The 24,479-nt window shown below is 36.0% G+C and carries 22 protein-coding genes and 1 pseudogene; 13 read left to right on the top strand and 10 right to left on the bottom strand.

The window, feature by feature from the left end; all coding sequences use genetic code 11:
• Nucleotides 1-117: 117 nt before the first annotated feature.
• The 5 genes from spoIVB to NSQ66_RS21245 all read left to right on the top strand — a co-directional run bounded on the left by spoIVB (nt 118) and on the right by NSQ66_RS21245 (nt 5,236).
• Nucleotides 118-1,230, top strand: a complete 1,113-nt coding sequence (gene spoIVB / locus NSQ66_RS21265) for a SpoIVB peptidase (protein WP_080742549.1) — start codon at nt 118-120, stop codon at nt 1,228-1,230.
• 197 nt (nt 1,231-1,427) lie between these two features.
• Nucleotides 1,428-2,243 carry a sporulation transcription factor Spo0A gene (spo0A, locus tag NSQ66_RS21260; protein ID WP_036682806.1) on the top strand — a complete coding sequence of 272 codons (816 nt, stop codon included), beginning with the start codon at nt 1,428-1,430 and terminating at the stop codon, nt 2,241-2,243.
• Nucleotides 2,244-2,458: 215 nt separating this feature from the next.
• Entirely contained in the window at nt 2,459-3,400 is a 942-nt protein-coding gene (locus tag NSQ66_RS21255) for a tyrosine-type recombinase/integrase (protein ID WP_141118515.1), read from the top strand.
• A 509-nt stretch (nt 3,401-3,909) separates the two neighbouring features.
• A complete protein-coding gene (locus NSQ66_RS21250) occupies nt 3,910-4,779 on the top strand; it encodes a hypothetical protein (protein WP_076223542.1) in 870 nt (289 codons plus the stop codon).
• Nucleotide 4,780: 1 nt separating this feature from the next.
• Nucleotides 4,781-5,236 (top strand): hypothetical protein, encoded by a 456-nt coding sequence (locus NSQ66_RS21245; protein WP_076141577.1) that lies wholly within the window; start codon nt 4,781-4,783, stop codon nt 5,234-5,236.
• A 744-nt stretch (nt 5,237-5,980) separates the two neighbouring features.
• Here NSQ66_RS21245 and NSQ66_RS21240 read toward each other — a convergent pair.
• The 4 genes from NSQ66_RS21240 to NSQ66_RS21225 form a co-directional block, all read right to left on the bottom strand.
• Nucleotides 5,981-7,678 (bottom strand): AIPR family protein, encoded by a 1,698-nt coding sequence (locus tag NSQ66_RS21240; RefSeq protein ID WP_339191964.1) that lies wholly within the window; start codon nt 7,676-7,678, stop codon nt 5,981-5,983.
• Between the two features lie 311 nt (nt 7,679-7,989).
• Nucleotides 7,990-8,385 carry a hypothetical protein gene (locus NSQ66_RS21235; RefSeq protein WP_076141575.1) on the bottom strand — a complete coding sequence of 132 codons (396 nt, stop codon included), beginning with the start codon at nt 8,383-8,385 and terminating at the stop codon, nt 7,990-7,992.
• A complete protein-coding gene (locus tag NSQ66_RS21230) occupies nt 8,385-9,134 on the bottom strand; it encodes an abortive infection family protein (RefSeq protein WP_076223613.1) in 750 nt (249 codons plus the stop codon). The genes NSQ66_RS21235 and NSQ66_RS21230 overlap by 1 nt, the downstream gene beginning before the upstream one ends.
• A 238-nt stretch (nt 9,135-9,372) precedes the next feature.
• Entirely contained in the window at nt 9,373-9,714 is a 342-nt protein-coding gene (locus tag NSQ66_RS21225) for a restriction endonuclease (protein WP_076141574.1), read from the bottom strand.
• A 707-nt stretch (nt 9,715-10,421) separates the two neighbouring features.
• Between NSQ66_RS21225 and NSQ66_RS21220 the strand changes: the two genes are divergently transcribed.
• A complete protein-coding gene (locus NSQ66_RS21220; protein ID WP_076141573.1) occupies nt 10,422-12,266 on the top strand; it encodes an NACHT domain-containing protein in 1,845 nt (614 codons plus the stop codon).
• Between the two features lie 468 nt (nt 12,267-12,734).
• On the opposite strand, the gene NSQ66_RS21215 is transcribed toward NSQ66_RS21220, so the two are convergent.
• Nucleotides 12,735-13,226, bottom strand: coding sequence for a GIY-YIG nuclease family protein (locus NSQ66_RS21215; RefSeq protein WP_076141572.1), 492 nt, complete (start codon nt 13,224-13,226; stop codon nt 12,735-12,737).
• 66 nt (nt 13,227-13,292) lie between these two features.
• Nucleotides 13,293-13,487 carry a hypothetical protein gene (locus NSQ66_RS21210; RefSeq protein WP_076141571.1) on the bottom strand — a complete coding sequence of 65 codons (195 nt, stop codon included), beginning with the start codon at nt 13,485-13,487 and terminating at the stop codon, nt 13,293-13,295.
• Between the two features lie 660 nt (nt 13,488-14,147).
• Between NSQ66_RS21210 and NSQ66_RS21205 the strand changes: the two are divergent.
• The 3 genes and pseudogenes from NSQ66_RS21205 to NSQ66_RS21195 all read left to right on the top strand — a co-directional run.
• A pseudogene (locus NSQ66_RS21205) lies at nt 14,148-14,273 on the top strand (sporulation initiation factor Spo0A C-terminal domain-containing protein); the annotation flags it as partial.
• A 719-nt stretch (nt 14,274-14,992) separates the two neighbouring features.
• Complete coding sequence (locus tag NSQ66_RS21200) at nt 14,993-16,153, top strand: YrpD family protein (protein ID WP_076141570.1); 1,161 nt, start codon at nt 14,993-14,995, stop codon at nt 16,151-16,153.
• 60 nt (nt 16,154-16,213) lie between these two features.
• The gene (locus tag NSQ66_RS21195) at nt 16,214-16,657 is read left to right on the top strand and encodes a stalk domain-containing protein (RefSeq protein ID WP_076141569.1); all 444 of its coding nucleotides are present in this window, start codon (nt 16,214-16,216) and stop codon (nt 16,655-16,657) included.
• 366 nt (nt 16,658-17,023) lie between these two features.
• On the opposite strand, the gene NSQ66_RS21190 is transcribed toward NSQ66_RS21195, so the two are convergent.
• The 3 genes from NSQ66_RS21190 to NSQ66_RS21180 all read right to left on the bottom strand — a co-directional run bounded on the left by NSQ66_RS21190 (nt 17,024) and on the right by NSQ66_RS21180 (nt 20,494).
• Entirely contained in the window at nt 17,024-17,878 is an 855-nt protein-coding gene (locus NSQ66_RS21190) for an IS3 family transposase (RefSeq protein ID WP_081388102.1), read from the bottom strand.
• Nucleotides 17,879-17,898: 20 nt separating this feature from the next.
• Nucleotides 17,899-18,588, bottom strand: a complete 690-nt coding sequence (locus NSQ66_RS21185) for a helix-turn-helix domain-containing protein (protein WP_036683516.1) — start codon at nt 18,586-18,588, stop codon at nt 17,899-17,901.
• 163 nt (nt 18,589-18,751) lie between these two features.
• Entirely contained in the window at nt 18,752-20,494 is a 1,743-nt protein-coding gene (locus tag NSQ66_RS21180) for an ATP-binding cassette domain-containing protein (RefSeq protein ID WP_076141346.1), read from the bottom strand.
• Nucleotides 20,495-20,880: 386 nt separating this feature from the next.
• Between NSQ66_RS21180 and NSQ66_RS21175 the strand changes: the two genes are divergently transcribed.
• From NSQ66_RS21175 to NSQ66_RS21160, 4 genes are all read left to right on the top strand, one after another.
• A complete protein-coding gene (locus tag NSQ66_RS21175) occupies nt 20,881-21,354 on the top strand; it encodes a hypothetical protein (protein WP_076141345.1) in 474 nt (157 codons plus the stop codon).
• 418 nt (nt 21,355-21,772) lie between these two features.
• A complete protein-coding gene (locus NSQ66_RS21170) occupies nt 21,773-22,549 on the top strand; it encodes an RNA ligase family protein (RefSeq protein ID WP_076141344.1) in 777 nt (258 codons plus the stop codon).
• A 38-nt stretch (nt 22,550-22,587) separates the two neighbouring features.
• The gene (locus NSQ66_RS21165) at nt 22,588-22,941 is read left to right on the top strand and encodes a cyclic-phosphate processing receiver domain-containing protein (RefSeq protein WP_076141343.1); all 354 of its coding nucleotides are present in this window, start codon (nt 22,588-22,590) and stop codon (nt 22,939-22,941) included.
• Nucleotides 22,942-23,278: 337 nt separating this feature from the next.
• On the top strand, nt 23,279-23,674 hold the full coding sequence (locus tag NSQ66_RS21160) for a DUF488 family protein (RefSeq protein WP_051490895.1): 396 nt from the start codon (nt 23,279-23,281) through the stop codon (nt 23,672-23,674).
• A 277-nt stretch (nt 23,675-23,951) separates the two neighbouring features.
• Here NSQ66_RS21160 and NSQ66_RS21155 read toward each other — a convergent pair whose 3' ends face one another.
• A complete protein-coding gene (locus NSQ66_RS21155; RefSeq protein WP_036675981.1) occupies nt 23,952-24,371 on the bottom strand; it encodes a hemerythrin domain-containing protein in 420 nt (139 codons plus the stop codon).
• Nucleotides 24,372-24,479 lie beyond the last annotated feature (108 nt).

Raw genomic sequence — 24,479 nt, 5'->3', positions numbered from 1 at the left:
ATAAAAGCCTGGGGGCAAGGTTATCTTATAGGTACGCAATTGGCGACCACCTTTTTCGTCAAGCGAAAGAAGCAAAAGGGAGCGTGACAGCCATTGAAGCCTAACCTCAGGAAGTTAATGCCAGGCCTTTTATTTGCCTTCTTTCTTAGTTTATCGGGCATAACGGGAACAAATCTAAGTTCTGCTGCACCACTGCATGGTGAACCAGCCAAGGTGACTGCACAAGGAATTCATTCCGAGCTTAAGGTGATCCCGGGAGGTCAAACGATCGGTGTGAAAGTGAAATCAGCAGGTGTTTTGGTTGTTGGTCATCATCTGATTGAAGTATCAGAGAAATCTAAGCTTTCCCCAGGAGAGGTCAGCGGTTTAGTGCCGGGTGATCTGATGATCTCCATGAATGGTGAGAAATTGGATGAGTTGTCCAAGGTGGCCAAGCTGGTGGATCGTGCTGGTAAAGCGAATAACCCCTTGACCATTGTCTTCAAACGCGGGGGTAAAGAGCATACAGCTAAGCTAAAGCCCGCGTATGACATTCATGACAAAGTGTGGCGGTTAGGCCTGTACATTCGTGATTCAGCAGCGGGTGTCGGCACATTAACTTTTTATGCTCCCGAGCAAGGTGTATATGGAGCTTTGGGACATGTGATTACAGACATGAATACCGGTACCCCAATTGTTGTAGGCAGTGGTCATATTGTTCAGTCCAGTGTAACCTCCATATCCAAAAGCCAGGATGGCGATCCGGGCGAGAAACGAGCGCATTTTTTGAAAGAAAGCCAAGTGCTTGGAAATGTGGAGAGTAATACTGACTTCGGCATCTTCGGTAAAATGAGCTCCAATCCCGAGCACAGTCTTTACAAAGAACCGATTCCCGTGGCGATGAGTGATCAAGTCAAGGAAGGTCCTGCTGAGATCCTAACTGTAGTTGACGGACAGCAGGTGGAGCGGTTTAAGGTTGAGATCATTCATGTAGCACATCAGCAAACGCCAGCCACTAAAGGAATGGTGCTGCGAATCACCGATCCACGTCTTATCGATAAGACAGGCGGTATCGTTCAAGGCATGAGCGGAAGTCCTATCGTACAGGATGGCCGTCTCATAGGGGCGGTAACTCATGTATTTGTAAATGATCCTAAGTCCGGTTATGGGTGCTTCATCGAATGGATGCTTCAAGATTCAGGTGTGACCAAACAGGAGAATAGGTATTCATTAAATCTTAAGGCGGTTTAGCCTTAAGATTTTTTGTCGAACGATTACGAAGAACCTCGAACATTGAGATAAAATATTTAATTATAATCCAACGCAGAAAAAAAATAAAGAAAAATAATTTTCGACAGAAGGGAATTCGATCTCCATGTCGAAAACGTAAGAGACAAGAAAAAAATGTTATTTTCGAATAGCAGATATAATTAAGGAGGAAGCAGCCAGTGCAGAATATTGAAGTGTTGTTGGCCGATGATAACAGGGAATTTACGAATTTGCTTTCCGAGTACATTTCTGAGCAAGAAGATATGACCGTAACGGGTATCGCCTACAATGGTGAAGAAGTGCTTCAAATGCTTAGCGAAGCGCGTAAAATTCCCGATGTTCTTATTCTTGATATCATCATGCCGCATTTAGACGGCCTAGGTGTATTGGAACGTCTACGTGATATGGATCTGAATCCTCAACCGAAGATCATCATGCTGACTGCTTTTGGTCAGGAGAACATCACTCAAAGAGCTGTACAGCTTGGTGCATCCTATTATATTTTGAAACCGTTCGATATGGAGGTCCTGGCAAATCGTGTACGTCAGCTTGTCGGCTCTCAAGGCAGCATGAGCTCCTCCTCCAACATGTACAATTATTCGTCGACGTCCAGATCGAATGTAGTGCCGCTCTCTAAGGGCAAGAACCTCGACGCTAACATTACCTCGATCATCCATGAAATCGGTGTCCCAGCGCATATCAAGGGCTATCAGTACCTGCGTGAAGCGATCACCATGGTATATAACAATATCGAGATCCTTGGTGCGATTACGAAGACGCTCTACCCAGCAATCGCTGAGAAGTTCAAAACCACGCCTTCACGCGTAGAACGCGCGATCCGCCATGCGATTGAAGTGGCTTGGACACGTGGCAACATTGACTCCATTAGCCATTTATTCGGCTACACCATTAATATCTCCAAATCTAAGCCTACTAACTCGGAATTTATTGCCATGGTAGCGGACAAGCTGCGGATTGAGCATAAGGTTAGTTGAAAGGGTTAGGGGCAGTGCGGGGTAAGGGATTGTGGGTTGCTGGTAGGTGTTTATAGGTAACGTAAAGATACCGATAAATATCCGAAAAGGTGTGTTTAAAACCGATAAATGTTTTTGAGAAGAGCTATAAATACCGCTGTTTATTGGGTTTCCAAAAATCCAATGAAGGGCGGTTTTTTCTTGTGACTGATGTTGAATTTCAGATTGATAACTTTATGCTGTACTGTTCTTCCAGGAATCTTTCTCGCAAGACCTTGGCAAGCTATGAACAAACACTAAAATTGTTCGCAATGTATTTAAGTAATTCATTTCAGATTGAAGAGGTAGGAAAAGTTCAAACAGGTCACATACGGCAGTATGTTAAATACCTTCGGGAACGTGGAAAATATACCGTAGTAAATGATGAACTGACTAAGTCAAATAATTATCCAGATCATCGAAGTGATTATAAGAAAGAAATATCATCGACGACAATTGCCAATTATGTTCGGAATATTAAAGTTTTCTTTAATTACTTGTACGAAATTGAAAAAGAGATACCAAAGAACCCAGTTGCAACACTTGAGAATCCAAAGATGGAACGAAAAGTAAAAAAGACCTTAACTTCGGATGAACTTAAAAGTGTGCTGTCACAGTTCGATAACTCAACATTTTATGGGTATAGAAACTATGTGATCATGCGGTTGTTACTCGACACAGGTATGAGGACAAGTGAGTGTTTGTTCTTGATGCCTGAGCACATTGACTTCAAACATAAAAGTATTCATATTACTAATGCAAAGAACAAAAAAGAACGATTTGCATACTTTTCCTATAAAACGGCGAATGATCTTAAATATTGGTTGCGATACAAGGATCGATATTCAGAGAGTGTCTTCCTATTTCCAACCATAAGAGGAACACAACTTGAGGTTCGAAATTACGAGAGGGCTTTGAGGGAAGCAGGGCAGAAGGTCAACATAGATATTACTCCCCATCAATTGCGTAATAACTTTGCGAAATACTATATCCTCAATAATGGTGATTGGTTTAGTTTGTGCAGAATTCTCGGACATTCATCTGTTGAGGTCACCCAAAGAGCCTATTTGGATTTTACAGATGAAGAAATTGGAAGGAAATATCAAAAGCATAGTCCAATCACGTTCATGGAAATTTAATTTTAGAGAAAAATTTATTGTTGTTTGGAACGCCTTCTGACTGTTCTGTTTTTACATCAGAAGTAAAGTACCATACTGCTTAGAAAAGTAGATAATCTAACAAAAAGAGTTATGAAAAATTAATAACAGTTGGATAATTAGAGAAATATCTATAATTTATTTTACGCAAAGGCGGAATGTCATCTGGCTATTCGCCGCCTTTGCTATCTTTCAACAGAGAAGGAACATCATCTATCTACTTGTTGTGGGTCAAAGGAGGCCTGAGTGATATTGAAAACAACAATAGGTACTTGATCGTGAAACGCTTCAGAAGAGATGTTGACGAAGCGACAGCTTATCTTGATCATAATAATCATAAATTGAAATTGAATGTACTGTGACTTACAAAGGATAACTGGTCTGAATGGAAGAATAAGCCGCACAAGTTAGCAGATGTTAGAGTTCTTATAATTACACATCAGCGTTACGTTAATCTCTGTCTCGATGACGAGTTAAGAGAATGTTTCAAATTGAGAAGAAATGTATTGATAATAGATGAAAAAGTGAGTATGCCTACTTTTTCTTATTCGAAACGTCTTTATAATGAAGTTCGGGGTTACTTAGATAGATCGCTTCAGGGTCAATTGGATAAAGTCTGCTTAAAACTTGATTTAAAACTAGAGAAGCTTAAAGAGGATAGAATGCAGAATAAATGTGTCAGAGTAGAAATTGGGATTCATCCAAAAACTTTAACAAACTTCGAAAGCTTGATGCAAGCGAATAAAAATACCAATTCAATTCAATTGGACAATAAATATCAGAAGGATAATTTAACAGAAATGCTTAAGGGACTTCCTTTTTGGTATAGTGAAAGCTGTATCTACAACAATGGGAACATAAGCACGTTTGATCCAAAGTATCAACTTTGGGGTTTATATAACAATATCATCTTAGATGCTAGTGCTGGGATTGATGGTGCATACAGTAATAAGGATATTTTCACTGTAGTCGGACAAGAGCGGATAATAGACCATAGCAATTCGTTATTCACAATCGTAAATTTCAACACAAGTAGTTCAAATCTATTGGCAAACGAAGATGAGTTCTATCCTGAGATTTGCAAAATGATAAAGAAACGACATGCTCCTACTGATAAGACTCTCATTCTTTGTCATAAAGACAATGCAGTACAAATTCGAATGAAAATGTACGAAACTGGGATTGACTCTATATGCATTGGTGACGAATACAGTGATCAAGGGTATGCAATCAACTGGTTTGGTAATCTTATCGGTAGAAATGATTACTCTGATTTTACTCAGTGTTGGATACTTGGAACTCCAAACATTCCATACGATCAATACTTACTTATTGAAGTACATGATATACAACAGAACTGATTTGGGTAAGAAGTCACTAGATATTCATTCTGGTAGATTTAAAAATGATGAATTTAAGTCATTTCAAACAGGCTATATCGCTGCTGAATTGTATCAAAGTATAAAACGTATTCAACGAAACGAGATGCCTAGCGGACAATTTTTCATCGTCAACAGTGACAGTGCCATCGTTGATGATGTGCTTGGGCAAATAAAAGGCTCAAGTAACAGAGAATACATGAAGCTAGGGTTTAAGGAAAAGCAAGCTTCATCCAAAGTCGTTGCGCCTGACAGAGTTGATCAATTGATTGAACATCTTAAAGGCTTACCAGCAGGGAAGTATTCTAAAGCTGAGATTATTGAAAGAATGGGTTTATCAAGAAGTAACTTCGGTAAACTACTTAAGAATAGTAGGTTTGTAGCTAATGAAACAGCTGGTTATTTTAGGTCAATCAACAAAGCTATACATGTCTATTAGCATTTCTTCTCAAGTCGTACTCTTTATCTTTATATAGAGGGGAGTACGAATTGGAGTGAATAATAAAGAAAGTATATTGGATTTTGGGATGCTATTTTTCGGAAAGTTAAGGCATAGTTTAGGGGGAGTAGTATCTAACCAGCCCTGAGGGGGTGTGGGGGTGGTGCGGCAGGTGCTATGTTGTTTATGTTCTGCGAGCGAAGCGAACTAGAACATAAACAACATAGCAGTTGGTTTAGCACCCCCACTATTGTTGGGTATAGCGAATCAATATGTGATTAATTGTGAACGTTACATAAAGTCCTGTCGCTTCGCTCCTATCGTGCCGTTGGCAATCTTGCATCGACATCTATGTTTTATGCGAAATTATGCAAAGAAGATCAGGAAGAATACAGAAGAGAGATAGAAGCAGAACTGAGGGCTGAATTTGAAGCAAAAATGAGAGCAGAGCGGGCTTCTGAAATGAGAGCCAATAGAGATTGGGAATAGATTCTTCAGGTGAAGACATCTGGGGGGAATTGTTGAATAGAACGTGTCTATCACTTGTATTAAATAAAATCCATCCTGTGTTAAAGGATGGATTATATAAATTCCACTTCATTCTTTTTATAACCGTATTCTTCGCAAACTGCTTGTTACCCTTGAAGCCTTCTTCAGAAATCGGCATAGTAGCAAAGGGATTGTGAAATATCTTGAACCTATATCAGAAGCCATTTTCCAATATTCTATTTCAACCATAATGTACTACAAGGAATTTTCTTTTTTGATTTTATTTACTTCATCAACTAGAGATTCGCATTTTCTTACATTTTTAAATAATGTAGGTACTACAGCTGAATTTCCAAATAGATCATTGAGACACTGGTAAATCAAATCGTAATTTAATGTTACTCGTGCAGTAAAGTCAAACATATTTATGTATGAATCGAATTCATAATTAGGGTTTTTGAATAAGTTTAATGGCATCTCTTGAAATACTAAATGAGCAATTATCCTGTTACCATGTACAGATATACTGTATTCTCTATTTTGTTTGAAAATAGAGACTTCTTGGATTGCATCATCAAGTTTTCTTTGTATTTGAACGCAACGCCAAACATAAATACCTGAAACACTCGGGTTAAATAGAGCAGTGTAAGGGGCTTTCTCGATACTTTCCCACAGTTTACCAATTTCTCTTTTCAATTGTACAGTGATGCTTGGTTTATTGTTAGCACAAGCAAGAGCAGTGGTACTGTCCGCTAGGTCAAATGATTTTTCTTTTTTATTCTGTGTCTCTGTTCTCATAATATAGTATGAGATTTTATCTATGGCTAGTTCGGTTTGGATACGGCTTTGTTCTGGATCTAAGGCTACAAAATCCCTGTTCTCTATTTTATTCTGTTTATTATTATTTTTCGTTATATTCTTACCAAATTCTTCATCAGTATTTTCAAGTGAAATTATTCGTACCTGTACAAAAAGGTTCTCTAATTTTCCGCCTTTATTTTTTAATACAGCAAATTTTCCTATTGTTCCAACGGTTTGAGCACCATTTACAATGCTTACATCCTCACACCTAAAGTGACCAAAAGAATTGTCACCACCACCTAAGGCAGATTTTACTATTGATTTGCAAATAATAGTTATACCATTATTGTAGTACCAAAAATTATTTGGCTCTTTTTCTATTGTAGTTCTGATTTCTCTGTTTATTTCAGTATCACCAATTAATTCACGTAAATTTTTCGTGAATAATCTGTTATCATATTTATTCCACCATTCTGAAATCTCAAGCCCATTTACTTGTCCATAATATGCCTTTAAAGGTTCCTCTTTTTTCCCCCATTCCTTTAGACCAATTTCCAAATTTATTGGCTCCCCAGAGATACCAATTTTTAATGAATCATGCAATCGAGTTTGGTTCATTATTGTGGTTGATAAAATATCGTTAGCGTCATTCATTTCATTCTCGAAATTCTCGAAATCACGCTTTGAAAGCTCTGATAAATTTATCCCAGTATACGCTAATACCACTTGGATTTTTATATTGAAATCTCCGATAGCCTTCATAATTAAATTAGAAAGATTCTGTACTTTTTTATTGAAAACATTGAACTCAAAATTGACTAAGTCTCTTGTCCCTGAGATGAATTTTTTAATATCGCCATTTTCAGGTTCACCAGTACCATTGCTTATCCATTTGGATTGGACAATATATAAAATCTTCATTTTTTCATCATAAAAAATACCGTCAATGCCATTGTCATTAGAGCCATCAACCACAAATTTACTTGCTGTACTCGGATCAACTTGTGCCAGGTTTTGAATTGTATAGGCTGTTAATGCTCTTGTTAGGAAAAAGTTTGCATTTTCATCTGGGTTACAGTCAGATAGATCAATACGACCATTATATACACTGTTTAAATAATTTTTAATTTGTGTCACATGAATAATACTCATCTAGACAACTCCTTAATAGTAAATTCTGAATTTGCCATTGGTAAAACTTAATTATAATTTCATGATGGTGAATAAACTGATTACGGTAAAGTTTGATGATATTGCCGACCCTTGGATCATTGCAGATTAGACTAGGACACTACGGCAGTCAGAGACTTGTTACATCTACCGTTAAGGTTGTTTATTAATATTAATTGTACTGCTTGATGTCTATTAAAAACAGGCATATTCTCGTTAGCGACCTAACGTGATTACCGAATGTGCCGTATATGAAACCGTAGTTTTATGTATACAACGAAAAACTAATATCCTCAATCTTCTTCTAAAATGAATAGACGATTGTTCTCATTTTTAATATCATTACTCTCATAGCAGGATTCACAACATGCAATGGAATCAGCATCAATTTCTTCCAATGACAGAACGAAACTAGTAGTGTTCGAATGACAAAGTACACAATTAATACCTTCACTGTGTCTGAATACAGCAAGATCAATTTTTTGATTCACATGAATATCTAGTAGTTCTTCCTCCGAAAGGATTTTTGTTTCGTATCCAACATCCGCTCGAATCGTTGCTACAAACTTGTTACATTTTGGACAACTTATGTCTTCGTTATCCTTGAACCCACGTAGGATAAAAGCTTGAACTTCGAAATAACAACCACAGTCACATTTCAGGTAATTGTATTCCACTTCTCTACTCATTACGATTCCACCTCTGTATTATAGTTTTTATCTACTTTGTTTTGTTCTTCCCATGTTGAGAACAAAAAGTCAGCCATTGCCCCAGCTAGGTTCACAGCAAGTTGGGCATGACGCTTTGAAGGTTTTATTGTCCTCTGATTACGTCCATGTGCATCACCCAGTTTATTACGTACAGAGCCTAATCCATGAATAACAGAAGCACAACCTCCTAGGATTTGCTTAAATATTTCTTCTGTATGATTATCAGGAGCGAGGTTTAATGCTGTTTGTACGCCTTTATATAACTGAGGTAATTCCCATTTTTCCTCATACTTTATTGCTGTTTGAACCATAATGAATTTACAGACACTCTCCAATAGAGTACGAGCCATCGTGATTGCACCTTCTGGGTCAGTCTCACGTCTTTCAAGAGATTTTGTCCATGCTTCTTGAATATAAGAAGCATTAACTTTACCTATTAATGAGTCAGAAATAACACTATCTGCTGGGGACGATGAATCATTTTCAAGCATTTCTAAAAGATTATTGAAAGCGTCCCGTAGATATTCTCTACGTCCTCTGTATGTCGGTGATACTTCGGTGATATGTCCCCAAAACTCGGACAAAGTACGGCAAGTAGAAACGAAACGTGGAAGGCTGTTTTTAATGCGATCGACCTTAATTAACTTTTCACGTAAAGAGCGATATTCCTGTTCATTAGAATCGCCACCTGTAGCCTTTGAAACCAACACGGTTTTTAATTTCTCCATATCAATAAGTAGTTCGTTAATCAGTCTCACCTCATAGTTCAATTATCTTTGATGATCATAACAGTAGATTCTTCCATTAAAACGTCTTTGTTTGGATAAGTAGTAATTCTTGATTTTGTTGGTGACTGGTTTTCCGCATTTGGTACATACAAATAAGTCCTCTTCTTGCTTGATGGGAACAGCAACAGTCGAAGTAGTTATAACATCAACTTGCTCCCTGTTCATTCACCTTAATTGTCTATGCTGCATTGACCTTCGACATCTTTTCAATTAACACATCTCTGTCCCATAACTTAACCCCAAGATGCTTTGCACTATCTCTAGCCTGCTCTGTAAATCTACTATTGGTTATGACCCATGTTTCGGCACAGCCATATATGTCTTTGCTCGTGTAAGCTTGCTGAATGGCTTCATAACCTACATTCTTCTTCCATCGTTTGGCTTGGATAACAACTTTCTTCGTTGCTGAGGACAGAATAAGATCAGCGCCATAGTCACCTTTGCCACCAGTGTGTTTCACTTGCCATCCTTGTCGTTTGAAAAAATGTTCCAAATAACGCTCAAACATCGTGACGCTCATTTTGTCAATCTCGTTGATATTTGCTTTTTTTTAATTTTTCTTGTACATAAGCAAGACGTAAGGTAATAGTTATTGTCAGCACAATGATAACGGCAATTAGTAATAGATTTAACCAAGAATCTCCTAATGATGCTCCATATTTGCTGAAGGTGAGATTGAATGCCAGTATAAAGGCACAGACTACAATTATCTGCATTGCCACTTCTATTAAAGAGGGTTCTTTTTTCGTCTTCTAGCCAATTTTTGCTGCTCCTATCAACTTGTATTATGGTAGTATATGTATAGGTCATTATAACTATCTTTGTAGATTAATGGAATACATGAAGTCGAAATAGAGTTAGAAGAAAATGCACTGGATATGAGCAAATATGATGATTTCGCAGTCAAGGTTATCAGATTGATAGTGATGAATAAGCTTAGAATCACTAATTGCATTGAACACTGTAGTTTTAGATGTATTTGCTGAAGAAATATAGGTACGCAAAGTAAGATAGCCCAAAGCATGCGTTTTGGGCTTATATTAAGTGAGTATGGTGTAAGAGATCAAAGAGGTTAATGATGTTGAATATATTAAATTTTAGAGTGCCAAGTGTATTAAGGAGAGTGTAATTTATATGAAATTCTAATGTTGAGAGAACACATATAAATTATCAGGGTAGATAAAGTATTAAATTTATGAATTTATAATTTAGTAGGAGTGAATAGACGTGGATGTAGAGTTGGCTAAGTTTGGTGTAGAAATATTCGAGAGAAATATTGAAAGAATCGTAAAAGGTATATTTCAAATCTCTAAAAATAAAGGGAATTCGAAAGATGTTGAGTGTGGAGAGGCATTTCAGAATTATTTAAATAATGCTTATGCTAAGTATAGTAAGATTAAAACTATATTATACAATAGAGAATCTGTATTTCTAAAGGATTTTTATGTTAGTCAGAGCCTTACTTTCAATGGTCAACGTATAGAGACTGAGAGTATAAAAAAGTTATTAAGAATGGGCAATTACTTTATCATAACTGGTACTGGTGGTATTGGGAAAACAACTTTTATGAAAAATGCGTTTATGAATATTATTTTAGAGACTGATCGTATTCCGCTTTTTATTGAGTTGAAGGATATGAATGGAAGAGAACTAAACTTATTGGATACTATTTATAAATCATTGAATAATTTAGGTTTTGATCTAAGCCAAGAGTATTTAGAAAAATCATTATTATTAGGAAAATTTGTATTGTTTTTTGATGGTTTTGATGAAATAGAGAATGTTAAAAGAGAAAAGGTAAAGAGAGAACTATTAGAATTAACAGATGTATATAAAGATAATAAATATATTGTCTCGTCAAGAAATAGTAATGAGTTCAGTGAATGGATATCATTCAAGGAGATGGATATAGATTTATTAAGTTTAAGTCAAGCAAAAACAATGATAGAGAAACTAGAGTATGATAATGATACAAAAATAGAATTTATCAAAGCGTTAGAAGATTCTCTATTCAAAACACATTATTCTTTTGCATCTATACCATTGTTGTTAACAATAATGTTTCTCACTTTTAATCAACATGCTGATATTCCTGAAAAAAAACATGAGTTTTATGAAGCTGCTTTTGATGTTCTTTACTCAAAGCATGATGCTACAAAAGGACTAAAGAGAGATAGATTCACTTCTCTTTCTATTACAGAATTTAAAAGAATATTAAACTATATTTCTCTTTTTAGTTACTTAGAAGATGAAATATCATTTAATAATACTAAACTTATTGAATATATTTCTACTGCAAAAGCATTAGAAGAAAAAGAATTTAACGAAGATGATTATAAAGAAGACTTGCTCAAATCAGTTTGTATACTAATTGAAGAAGGGTTTAGTTATAAATATTCACATCGATCATTTCAAGAGTATTTTGCTGCAAAATGTATAGAGGTTTTACATGATGATGGAAAAAAGGAAGTATTACTCAGGCTATTTGAGGATAAACCTTTTAGTATAAAACAAGATATAGTTTTTAAAACACTATTCGATATAAATCGCAATATACTTGAACAGGGATTGTTTATTAGATTACTTAACGAATTTTTCGAAGGCATTAATGCGCCTACAGAAAAAGAAAAATTACTTCTTTTTTTAGAAACTTTATATTCATCTATTAATTTGGAATATGGGCTTATAGGATATGAAGATATTCTTGATGAAAAAGACGCAATTTCTTTCACTCAAAAAAACAGTATGAGTCGATATCATATGCTTCTCACATTTCTTATTGATAACTATTCAAATATTGTAGAATATCCTCCTAAGCCAAATGTTAATGAAATGCGAGAGGATGTTAGCATCATGAAGCTATATTATGAAGATGAAGAAGCTGTTAATCATGGTGAGTATAAAATTGGTTTCAATAAAATCAAACAAATACCTGATTTAACTCAATTTGTCATTAGACAGTCTCAATATAGGTTGTGGGAGATGAGATGTTTAGAGTTAATACATACCAAAATAAAAGAATCTTTAGATAAGAACAAATATCTTGATAGTCTATTTAAAAAAAGAAATTAAGTAGTGTTAAACGTCAATACTTCATAGTTTCCTGTATGAAAATACATCGTCCCCCTATTTTTTTTGCAAGATATATACAAATGGAAGCAATTAGGGTGTCGCAAAATTGGTGTTTTGCGACATTCGATAATTAAAGCGAGATTAAAGGTATTTCGTTATGTATTTTTATTTATGTTTTTGTATTTTATATTCATTTAAAGTAATAAGAGAACTGATCAGGTGTTTCAAAACCAATGATATACAGAGAGTTAGCGAAACGGAAAGTAGGTACAGAGCCTTCAAATTGAGGTCTTTTTTGTTTGGATAAATTGCGGTAGGGTAGGGGGGAGTGGTTTCGAGTATTAGAAACTAATTGAGATTCTAGAAAGTGGTAGGCACTTCAGCCGATCGAAAAAGTTTGCTTTATATCACGCTTGTTCCTAACAGCAGCCACGATCAAACGTGTTGCTGTCTAAATGTTTCATAATTTTAATAGGTGTATACAAGCTTTTTATTATTTTTTGGTTTAAGAGTGTTGATCAGAAATAACTCGTAGATGTCTAAGTCTTCTTCAAAAGGAACAAAGCGACCATGGATTACAATAGCTTCATCCATAAGATCAAAATCCGAAGTATACTTGTGTTCTTGCATTCTTTCTCTAAATGATATGGTTTTCCCCACATACTGTAATGAATCGCTTTTATAAATGCAGTATACTATTCCACCTTGGAACATGTCGTAATTATGAAATATTCTATGTGCAGTAGTGGAAAAATGTGGTTTTGTAATTGTAAGAAATAATGAAGAGAGCGGTATAATGCTTTTCTTTTGAATGCATTCAGTCCGCAATTCTATCTTATCCATCCAGTCCCCATTTAGGGTGATCTCATTGACTTGTACCTTTTGATAGTGATTCCCTACCCGACGCTTCATATACCAATCGTGCTCGTTATGCATGTCGGTATTCAGATTTTTACCCATTCTTTTTAGTCTCCATTATCAAATTTTAGTGTGAGGTATAAATAGTAGTCTCATTTTTAATACTGATTAATTGTCCTTATTAGCCTCCTTAGACATTTCTGTATACATTTCTGTCCATTCATGTTCAGTAGCCCATTCATCGTCTGGTTTGATCGTCTTGGGCTGTGCATCGGAGATTTCACGAACAGTTTCTTTGTGTTCTTCGATAAACCTTTTGAAAGCAACGTTACGTTCATTCTTACTTTTCTGATCTTCGGTCATTTGCTTCACCCCCTCTCATTAAGCTTAAAGCCAGAAGGAAGTATTAACGGTAACGGTGTTTTAGTCGTTAGTGTCATTTCTTTATCTTTGCTCTCTGAAGTAATTCGGATGCAGTCTTACGTCTCGTCTGACTTTCTTCAGGTGATAATATACTTCTCGTTCTTGAAGATATGCTATCTTCACGGTACTTCTTTCTTCCTCTGTTTCACAATCAGATTCAAAATTGTTTATCTGTATTTCCGCATTTGAATCAATCGTTATAAGACCCCAACTGTGAAATTTGTTTAGAAGGTACTGAACATCATATTCGACATGGTATTCAATGTATAGTTCTCCTTCGAAGCATTTTACGAATATAAATACAAAATAAAATAAACATAAAAAGTTAAATATGGAAACAAGCGTAATATATAATGAAGGTTATTCTTTAGATTAACGGATAGTAAATACAAAGCTTATATTGAGAGAAGACAGTGCACCTAGCTTGAAGGATAGGTTGGATAAGTTGTGTATTTGGTAAAATTGGAATTTGTATAAGGAATGTAGTATAGTGGAAATGAAAATAAACCAACCAATATTTTAACTGGAAGCCAATAAATAGCTTTGAGCGCCTTTATTTACATTTAATTGGAAAGTCGTTAAACCCTTACGGCTCTAGGTGGCAACATCGACTCCATTAGCCATTTATTCGGCTACACCATTAATATCTCCAAATCTAAGCCTACTAACTCGGAATTTATTGCCATGGTAGCGGACAAGCTGCGGATTGAGCATAAGGTTAGTTGAAAGGGTTAGGGGCAGTGCGGGGTAAGGGATTGTGGGTTGCTGGAAGGTGTTTACAGACAGTATATAAAAACCGATAGACTTGTTTTGAATCCGATAAACTTTTTCCATCTCACCCGATAAACCTTTTTGGTTTATTGGGTTTTGTTTTTGTAGGAAAAGAGATGGAGGATTTGTATGGAGTTATCGGATTTGGAGTTTTTTTTAGAAGACTTTTTAGATTGTCAAAACAAGAATTTATCACGTAAGACCGTTAACTCTTATGAACAATTTTTAAAGTTAATTCTTAAAGAATCAGCATGATGTGAATAAGGAGAATTATTTAAAAATCCTGTTGAGAATATCTCACAAATAAAAACTGTAAGAGGATAGAAAAGGGGATATGTTAAGAAGAGTTTAATTGATTATTTAAGCACTGTTTCTTATAGAGGAAGCGAGATTGCGATAAAACCACTTAATGATTCAAAATATCTGCTGAGTTTTCACCCGAAGCAATCTGCAAAGTAGCTCTGATTTCACTGATTTCTTTACGATGAAATTGGGCTTTTATTATATAGCGAATTAAGAAAAAAATTTAGGATTTAATATATTGACTATTAGATAATAATATAGCGAAAATCGCATTATTATAGTCAAAAATACAAAATATTACAAGGAAATATATTCTATTTTATTTATCTGATATGACATACAATTATCTCATTCCAAAAGGAGGTAATTATATGAATTATAGTAAAAAAATATTAACTAGTCTTCTTATTTCAAGTTTTGCGGTTTTCCCTGTTTCAGCTTTTGCTGACGACACATTACCAACTTCAAGTCTGGAGTTGGCAGAGATTAATGTGGTGCATCAAGAGACTCAAAAGGTTGCCGATTATCAACTTGCTGCCGTACTACAAATTGCTAAAAATGCTGTTGAAGAAGAAAGAGATAGTAAAGTAGCTTTTGCAAAAAGTGCTGACCAAACTACTTATGATTACATTACTTTCGATGAACAATATACTTATTTTTATGAAGAGTCGGCTAATGCTGCCCCAGAATTATGGGTAGTAGATAAGACAGATACTAATGTGGAAAGTCTTCTAGCGGGAAATGTTAATGAATTTAATGAGGCTAACAGTATTAACGTCGCTCCTAGAGCTGGATTTATTGGGGATGGTGTAGGCGGTAGAATGAATGTTAATACTACTGGTAGCTATCTTATGGCACTAATGCAACTACCATTAGCGGACAGTAATATAGTGAGTCTGGATAGACCGAATCATATTGCTTTTAACTATGGTGGATTTGAATATACTACGACTGTTACCGATGGTATTGGTTCTTGGGCAGCTGACATGGGTGTGGAACTTTATAATAATTTAGGGCCAAGTGCTACGTCTTATGGATGGAAACCAGTAATAATTCTCAAGAAAAAAAATCGTCCATATGTAAGTGAGACAAATACAGGTTGGGATCAATATCAAAGCGCTACTTTCGATCCTAGCTATAATCAAGTACAAACAAAAAATGGTTATAAACCTGGCACAGCTCCATTAATGTATTTTTGGTACAATTATAATGGAAAAGTAAGAATCAAAATTGATGGAACATCTATTTGTCCAACACTCGGGGGCTATTCTCTTCAAGACACACCAAATATAACAATAATGGAATCAAATGCAAGCTGGAATATTGCCTCAATAAGCAGATGGAAACTGTTATCAACTGTTTGGTCTAAAACTGATACAGGAAAAAATAGAACGACTTTTTCTAATATCAAAGTTGACGGAACACCTATTTCTAGCAGTGCATTATCAGGCCCACTGAACGATCATTCGAATGTCACTGTCAGTGGAAATAATGTAATTACAATTGTTGTAAATAGTGACATTTACAATTAAAATAATGGACAGTAGATACTTTTGTGTCTATTGTCCATTATTATTTAAAGGAGGAATCGTATGAAGGTAGTTTTTAAAGCAATCTTACTTACATCTGTTATTACGTTAATGCTAGGAGGGACTGGCGTAAACGCTTCACGCAGCAAGCCAGTCATTTACATTAATGATGAAAAGTTAGACATTTATGCAAATGTCACTTATCTTGGAACAACTCTTGTCCCTATGCGACCCATTTTTGAAAAGTATGGAATGTCGATTGAATGGGATAATAACACAAAAACTGTGACAGCATCAAAAGATAATAAAGTTATAGTGTTAACAAATAATTCTTATGATGCATTATTAAATGGAGAAAAAGTTGTATTAAATCAAGCACCATCACTTGAACCTACGAGTAATATCTTTTATGTAAATCTGAGATTTATTTCTGAAGCATTGGGGGCAAAAGTGAATTGGGAAAAAACAGAGAATGATGCTAAGATTCACATTGATTTTGCAAAGTAGTTTTTATTTATTATCATAAATATCAAATAATAAATGCCTACCGTTGATATGGAATGGCGTTTATTATTTGCGTTATATTATAAATTTGGTAGTAATTTAAAATGATTAGTTAGAAAATATCTCCTGCTTAAAGAACGTATGCTCGGTATATAATGCATATACAAAAAAAAATATTCTATAAGGGGGATGTTGGCATAGATTTCTAATGATAAGTGAACCACTGTCCGCGGCAAGAGCTATCAACAAATCAATGCAGCAAAAAGACACTGAGAATCTGAAGTGCTCCCTGTCAAGTGGACAGTGTAAAAAACAAAAATAGTTAGTTTAGATACCTCAGTTCGTATTGCCAGAACTGAGGTATCTTCGTTATGCAGCTCGTCGGTATTCGCTAGGTGACAAGCCATCCAAACACTCTGTGTAGCGGTAATTATTGTAGTAGTGAATATATTTGCTAACCTCTGTAAGGACATCATCATAGGTGTCATACTTTGTAAGATAATAGCTTTCTGACTTGTATGTACCCCAAAAACGCTCAATAGGTTGGTTGTCCAAACACCGACTCACACGAGACATGCTTTTCTTAAATCCGTATTTTATATGAAGTCGGTTGTACTCATGAGACGTGTACTGGAAGCCTCTGTCGCTTTGTAAAAGAGGGGATACGCCAGGATTCTTTGCGTAAGCCCTCTTCAACGTATCCATCACGAGTTTATTGTTGTTAGAATGGCTTAATACCCATGAGACAATGGAATTATCATAGACATCAATAATAGCGCTCAAATAGGCTTTGCGCCCATTCCCGTACTTCAGTTCAGTCACATCTGTACACCATTTTGAATTAGGAGAATTGGCATCAAAGTTACGGTTCATTACATTTTCAGCTACATGGATCTCCGTAGCTTTCACATAACTTGCTCGTTTTCTGCGAATGACCGCTTTAAGCCCAAGAGCACACATGATTCGGTAATAACGCTTTTTGTTGTACTTCTTTTTGAGCTTTCGGTTTAATTGCGTGCGCATTTGACGATAGCCAAGAATCCCTTTTCGCTTGTCATATCGTAGCTTTACTTCTTTCGCTAACGCACGAGTTTCAAGTTCTATGCAAGAGGGTTTCCATTTTAACCACTTGTAATAGGCAGATCGAGCAACCCCAGCTAACGCACACAACTTCGTAATTGCGTGACCTTTTTCTTTGTTCAGTTCTTGAATCGCTTGATACAAGTTTACTTGTCGAACGAGGGTTAGCGTGTATTTCGTCGCTTGATCTCCGCCAACTTTTTTGCGAAGTCATTCTCCATCTCTAGGTATTCATTTCGCGCTTCTAGCTCTTTAATCCGTAGTTTAAGGCGGTCATGCTCATCTAGTTCTTCTACAGGCTTTTTGCGACCGCGATTGTCCTGAAGAGCCTCCTCGCGGCCAACTTGATATTTCCGGACCCATGCGTAAACTTGCTGATAAGATACTCCGTACTTTTCAATCGCTTTCTGATAATCCAATCCATTAGCGATGGTATATTGTGCAATTTCAATGCGTTCTTCGAAAGTTGTTTTACGTCCTTGGTTCATATGAGATAGTCCTTTTCCTGTATGTGTAGGTTTCAATTCTATCTCATTAGTATACTTGGTAATCCATTTTGTCAAAACACTTCTGCTTGAAATATAATGCTTGTTTGTCACCTCTTCAACGGAGCAACGACCAGACAACACTTCGTTAACAGCAGCAAGCTTCAATTCCTTTGGGTATGATTTCCATGTTCTCGATTCCCTCAACCCGTCCAAACCATCTGCTTTATATTTCCTAATCCATTCTCTAACTGTGTGTGAACTAAGACCTAGCTGCTTTGCCTCATAGTTTGGATTTGACTTGTGCTCAAGGCACAGCCCTACGACATGTAATTTTACTTTTAAAGATGTTGGACTTCTATTAGACATTAGAAAAACTCCCATCATTGTAGCAGTAGAAGTTTTTGTTTTTTCTACTGTCTACTATGATGGGAGCTTATCAATCTATTCATCAGTGTCTTTTTTGTGGATACTTTTCCACCAACATTTTATTTCATCGTTCTTGTAATCATTTCATTCAGAAGGTTGGAATTTAAAGTAACTTAATCAGCTCTTCTAGCTCGTCAACCATACCTTTCGCAAGTTCAAAATTATTGTCTTTTAAAGCTAATTCTATTTTCATTTCAACTGCTTTTTTATTTTGTTCATTTTCTAAATAATCTTTATCAAAATGACTGGCATAAATCATCTTTCTGAATTTTCGCATACTCATTTTTCTAATCGTCTTCTCGTCAATGATTAGTACATAATCCATACCATTTACTACGGAATAGAAATCATGAGAAATCATGAGAATCGCACCTTTATAGTCTTCAATGGCTTTCTCCAGTGCGATTTGTGTATAGGTGTCTAAATGGCTTGTCGGTTCATCAAGAAGCAATAAGTTTGCTTTGCTAGCAGAAACTTTTGCCAATTGCAGTATATTTTTTTCGCCACCAGATAAAGATTCTATCTTTTGATTAAGAATTTCTCCTTCAAAGCCATAGTTTGAAAGATGTGCTCTAATCTCGTCATAAGTTGCAAACCCGGCATCGATGAAGTCTTCTAGTATGGTATTAGAATCCTTTAGCACTTCGTCTTGAAGCTGAGAAAGATAAGCCACTTTAATATCAGAATTCATTTTAATTGAATCATGATTATTTTTAAAGATATCTCGGAGTAAAGTCGTTTTCCCGGTACCGTTTGGACCGATAAGGGCTACTTTATCTGTAGGTTTCATCTCAAAGTTAACATTTTCTAAAATCAACTCATCAAAGGAAACACTATAATTATTCACATTTAAAACAGTGATGTCTTCTTCAAATTCATTGTCCACACCAAAACTGATTTTTGGTTGCTTAATATCAACGAATGGCGCTTTAATTTTTCGCGCTTCCAATCTTTCTTGAAACTTAACCCTAGCTTTTAACGCTCTCCCTCTAGATGCTTCTGAATTATAGGTTGCGATCGCTCTAAGATTATCAATAATGTTATCGTATCTCTCTATCTCTTCTTGTTCAGCGACTGCGATTTCTTGTAACTCAATTTTCGTCTGAAGTAATGAGAAGTTATACTCAATATATCGCCCATCGAACTCTTGGATCTCCATATTTTCAAGGTGTATAATTTTGTTAAAACAATGATTCAATAGATAACGGTTATGCGTAACCACTAGCAATATTCCTTTGTGAGCATTAATAAGATTTTTAAGTGCATTTAGGTTTTCAAAATCTAAAAATACATCGGGCTCATCCATAATCATTAAGTCTGGATTAGTCAGCATTTCCTTCATCACTTGAATAAGCTTAAATTCCCCACCACTTAGGTCGGATACCCTAGCATCTTTTAGCTTCAAGAGGTTGGCTAAATTTAGTTTCTTATTAATATTGCTTTCAAAATCATTTCCATCCATTAAATCAAAGGCATCTAGAGCTAATTGATACTTTTCGAGTAATGAATCAATATCTGATGATGTTTCCATTTCAGTGAGGATAGCTGTTATTTCATTTTGTATCTTAATAAATTCTTCTCCTATATATTCAAAAACGGTTGTTTCTTTAGATTTGTCTAGTTGCGAAAACTGACTTACATACCCAATTTTGCAGGTTGGGTCCATCTCTAGCTTGCCTTCGAACAAATATTTTTCTGGATCCATTAGTATATCGATCAGTGTACTTTTACCACTGCCGCTTGTTCCTATAAAAGCGCAATGTTGTGCCTCTTCAAGCGTAAATGAAATGTTTTTATATAGGTCTTTTTGCGGGAATGCGAAGGATAAGTTATCAACTTTTATCATAGTGTTACCTTTCTTAACTAAAAATAGTGACTATTATAAGATGTATTGAAGAGCACAGATTTTGAGTTTACCGTTGATAGAGTAACACTGTTTACAAGCAACTTCAATCATTTCGCATTAAAGGTGTTAAAATCATCTGATAATACAATCTTACAGACTATTAAATTATGGTCATAAAACCTATAAATACCTTATGGCTACAACTCGGAATTTATTGCCTTGGTAGAAGATAAGCTGCGGAAAATATTCCATTTAATGTTATAGTGGATTTAGTAAGAATAAATCCTTTGTTTTTTTTAAGATACGTACATGCTTGAATTTATTAAGGAGAATCATAGCTACAGATGTAAATAACTTAAGTGTAATATTAAAATTATGGAGGGAATATGAAATTTCATTTGAGATATGTAATTCTATCTTTTTGTGTATTCTTCTTTTTGTCAGGATGTAGCTGGAATGCAATCACTGAAAAAGAATTAGATCAATTTATCGAAAATGAAAATTTGGATTATGTTTCTATACAAAAGTTAAACGACGAGGAATATTACATTTTTAGCTTGCCCTATATTTATATTTATCGTAGTGCTTCTGACTATACTAAATCTACGGGTATGATACGAGATGAGATCGTTATTGGTGGTTTGGAGAAAGGTTCAATTGGCCTTGTAATTAATAATACGCAAGTTTTAAAAGATGCTAAAACATTTTCAGTAGTGATTGACAGTAAAACTCGTGAGTATGAATATACAGGTGGAAAATATCTAATTATAAAAGATAGTAGAATTTGGAATCCGACTGCTCAATTAAAAATTATTTTCTCAAATGATAAAAACGAAACAATATTTGAATCAGATTATTAAAGAAGATTTATTAGTTTTTTACAACTATTTTCATGTTCTTATTTTGCTGATTTTCTATTACATGAGTATCACTTGAAAATACATATAAGAACCCTCTTTGCTGCTCCAACATTACCATTAACGGATGATGAAAAGAATGGGTAGAAGATTATGAAAATATTAATTTGTCGTATTAGTGAATGTAACGTATTGAAGGTATAAACCTCATGCGTAAACCACAAAGTGATTTCGTAGATTCTGATGATACCTATCTTCAAAATTAAATTGGTAATCAAATAAGGAGAACTCTTTATGACAATCCCATCAGGAATAACATGTGAACACGTAATCAGTGGTAAAATATTCCTTGATTATCTTTGGTTTATGTTTATAAGAGCAAGAGTCATATAAACTGAATTTGAAAGTGGGAGAATAGTTTATGGATTTAAAGAAAATTAATTCTTTAACAAAGTACCCTAGCATTCTTACATATCATCAACTAGGTGAACGAGGTCGGTTAAATGATGTTTTAACGGAGTCAAGAGGCTTCGCAGAATTAGACGATATTTTTGTTTACGAAAAAGTTGATGGTGAAAATTCAAGGATCATTTTATTAAAAAATGATGTTAATGAAGTTGATTATCTAATTGGTTCCAGAGAAGAATTGTTATATGCAAAAGGAGATAGAATCGGTAATCCTTATGGGAACATTGCGGAATTTCTTAAGCCGTTAGCAGAAAAAGTAATTGCAGATATCTTTCCTAAGGCTGACTGGGCATTAACCGTAATTTATCAGGAATCTTATGGAGGAAAAACTAAAGCATCCAAGAACTATTCTGACAGAAAAACTCAAGGGTATCGTGTATTTGATATGTTCTCCTTGAATAAGGATGAATTATATAGACTTCTTGAGTTATCGCAGGAGAAAATTGCGGTGTGGCGTGATCACGGAAATCAACCATTTTATGATGAAATTGAGAAGAAGAGATTTATTGAAAGCATGGATTTGCAGTCCGCACCACTTCTTGAAACCATAAAGGGTTCCGAGTTTCCAACTTCTCTTGAGAGTACATATTCTTATTTAAAAAGATTCGAGAATACTCAAGTAGGAATCGACGCAACAGGCAAATCAGAAGGAATCATTGTTAGAACAACGGATCGTAAACAAATTAGAAAAATACGGCTTGAAGATTATGAAAGAACGTTTAGAAAGTAATAGAAAAATAAACATTTTGCCAAAAATTGAGGTTCGATATGATAAATGTTTATCTTGATGACTTACGAGACTGTCCAGAAGGATTCACCTTGGCAAGGACATTTGAAGATGCTGTTAAACTATTTGAAAATAATGAAGTGAATATCCTAACTCTTGACCATGATTTAGGTGAAGGCGCCGATGGAATTGAACTAAAGAATGGGTATGATTTCGTAAAATACTTTTGTGAGCATGGTTTAAGGGCGAATAAGATATATCATCATACGGATAATCCTGTAGGAAGAAGGAATATGTACGAGACCTTATTGGCTGCTCAACGTAGAGGTTTTATAAATGAAGATATAGAAATTTACTATTATCCCGTAACCGTTAATAAATATAGTGGAGATTAATAAGAGGATTCTTTATTATGGAATGAAGCTATTAGTACGAAACAATAAAAAAACGGAGTGGAATAATATTATTAGTTCTTTTAGCAACGATGGATATGATAATAGTTCTGACCAGTAAATGCAATTCTGTGAGGCTCTTCTACATGGTTTAGGATTTAATCGGCAATCAACCTGCTTACGGTACCACATTCCCTCCAAGTTACTGTCTTTGGCAGGAAAATTTGTTCCATGGTATATTCAGTGTACTAAGAAATCGCTCTTTTGGAATAGCTGCCGCACGTTCGATACAGCATTGGACAACGGTCCGTTCCAGTATGGATGCCAGGAGGGAGACTACATGTTGGAGAATACCTGCCGCAATTTAGATGAACATCAGTACTCTATATGTCTGAAGCGGATTTATGAGCCGGCGGCTCCGGAGGACGGGTACCGGATACTGGTGGACAGGCTGTGGGCACGCGGAATTACGAAACCGCAGGCGGCATTAGACGAATGGATGAAGGAGATTGCTCCAAGCCCGGAGCTGCGCAAATGGTTTGACCACATGCCGGAGCGTTTTGCGGCATTTAGTGACCGTTATATCCGGGAACTGGAGGAAGATCCGACGCGCGTGAGACTTGCAGCGACAATCCGTGAACGGGTGCTGAAACAGGATGTTACGTTGGTATATGCCGCGAAAGACCCAATACATAATCATGCGAATGTATTATATAAATGGCTGCTTTCCAGATAAAAAGCACACGGATCTCCCCCGAATCGTTAAGGATTTCGAGGGAGGCCCGTGTGCTTTTTTTAATAAATAAAATTAGATGCTGGGTGAATAGATTCATAATTAAATTGTTGTTCAATTGGAGTGCCGGTCCGAAAAACTCATAATGAATTTGCTCTTCTTTCATCCCGAGCCTGGGCAGTTCGCCAATCATCGCTTCCATTGTTGGGCGAATACACGCTGCAAGAATTACTGATTAACAAAGCTGATTTGCGTGCCATCCTGCAAGCTAGAAATGAGGTCACGCCTCCTCAAACAGAAGACGTTCTTCATCCCGGCTATGAATCGCGTTCACAACCAGCAGCGCGTGGAACTGGTGAAGCACCTCCGGAGTGAGGCCTTCTTCCGCAAGCAATGCTTTGACATCTTTTACTATAATCCGCAATAATTCATGATCACGTGTAAGCCCGAGAACTGCGTCTTGCAGGTTAGGATTCTTCCCGGCCATTTCCTGGTAGAACCCGTCTTCCTCCGCGTCAGCATGGCTGATAATCCGCGTCTCCCAGTACTCAATTAGATGTTCGGCGGCCTGATGCGCCACTTCAAATTCCTTCGCTTCCAGCAGTTCTTCCACTTCTTCGGTCTTGGCTACAGCGCCGGAGAGCCCGCCCTGATGAATGGCATGGTGGGCATGCAACTGGCGTAGTGAGGGTCCTGGCATGTTGCTTCATCCTCCCGTTTTTCGAAAATATAAAATCTATATGTTTCATATGATAATGATCATTCTACTTCTCGCTGAAACGGTACCGTCTTCAGAAAAGGACGGTAA

This window comes from Paenibacillus sp. FSL H3-0329 (assembly GCF_037963285.1).
Classification (GTDB): Bacteria; Bacillota; Bacilli; order Paenibacillales; family Paenibacillaceae; genus Paenibacillus_AQ; species Paenibacillus_AQ odorifer.
Note: the sequence above shows the minus strand (reverse complement) of the source record. Positions and strands in the feature narration are given on the sequence as shown.

Coding starts and splice junctions, on each gene's coding strand:
- spoIVB (WP_080742549.1), top strand. CDS start 118: ATGCCAGGCCTTTTATTTGCCTTCTTTCTTAGTTTATCGGGCATAACG.
- NSQ66_RS21255 (WP_141118515.1), top strand. CDS start 2,459: ATGCTGTACTGTTCTTCCAGGAATCTTTCTCGCAAGACCTTGGCAAGC.
- NSQ66_RS21240 (WP_339191964.1), bottom strand. CDS start 7,678: ATGAGTATTATTCATGTGACACAAATTAAAAATTATTTAAACAGTGTA.
- NSQ66_RS21235 (WP_076141575.1), bottom strand. CDS start 8,385: ATGAGTAGAGAAGTGGAATACAATTACCTGAAATGTGACTGTGGTTGT.
- NSQ66_RS21230 (WP_076223613.1), bottom strand. CDS start 9,134: ATGGAGAAATTAAAAACCGTGTTGGTTTCAAAGGCTACAGGTGGCGAT.
- NSQ66_RS21225 (WP_076141574.1), bottom strand. CDS start 9,714: ATGAGCGTCACGATGTTTGAGCGTTATTTGGAACATTTTTTCAAACGA.
- NSQ66_RS21215 (WP_076141572.1), bottom strand. CDS start 13,226: ATGGGTAAAAATCTGAATACCGACATGCATAACGAGCACGATTGGTAT.
- NSQ66_RS21210 (WP_076141571.1), bottom strand. CDS start 13,487: ATGACCGAAGATCAGAAAAGTAAGAATGAACGTAACGTTGCTTTCAAA.
- NSQ66_RS21200 (WP_076141570.1), top strand. CDS start 14,993: ATGAATTATAGTAAAAAAATATTAACTAGTCTTCTTATTTCAAGTTTT.
- NSQ66_RS21195 (WP_076141569.1), top strand. CDS start 16,214: ATGAAGGTAGTTTTTAAAGCAATCTTACTTACATCTGTTATTACGTTA.
- NSQ66_RS21185 (WP_036683516.1), bottom strand. CDS start 18,588: ATGTCTAATAGAAGTCCAACATCTTTAAAAGTAAAATTACATGTCGTA.
- NSQ66_RS21180 (WP_076141346.1), bottom strand. CDS start 20,494: ATGATAAAAGTTGATAACTTATCCTTCGCATTCCCGCAAAAAGACCTA.
- NSQ66_RS21175 (WP_076141345.1), top strand. CDS start 20,881: ATGAAATTTCATTTGAGATATGTAATTCTATCTTTTTGTGTATTCTTC.
- NSQ66_RS21170 (WP_076141344.1), top strand. CDS start 21,773: ATGGATTTAAAGAAAATTAATTCTTTAACAAAGTACCCTAGCATTCTT.
- NSQ66_RS21165 (WP_076141343.1), top strand. CDS start 22,588: ATGATAAATGTTTATCTTGATGACTTACGAGACTGTCCAGAAGGATTC.
- NSQ66_RS21160 (WP_051490895.1), top strand. CDS start 23,279: ATGTTGGAGAATACCTGCCGCAATTTAGATGAACATCAGTACTCTATA.
- NSQ66_RS21155 (WP_036675981.1), bottom strand. CDS start 24,371: ATGCCAGGACCCTCACTACGCCAGTTGCATGCCCACCATGCCATTCAT.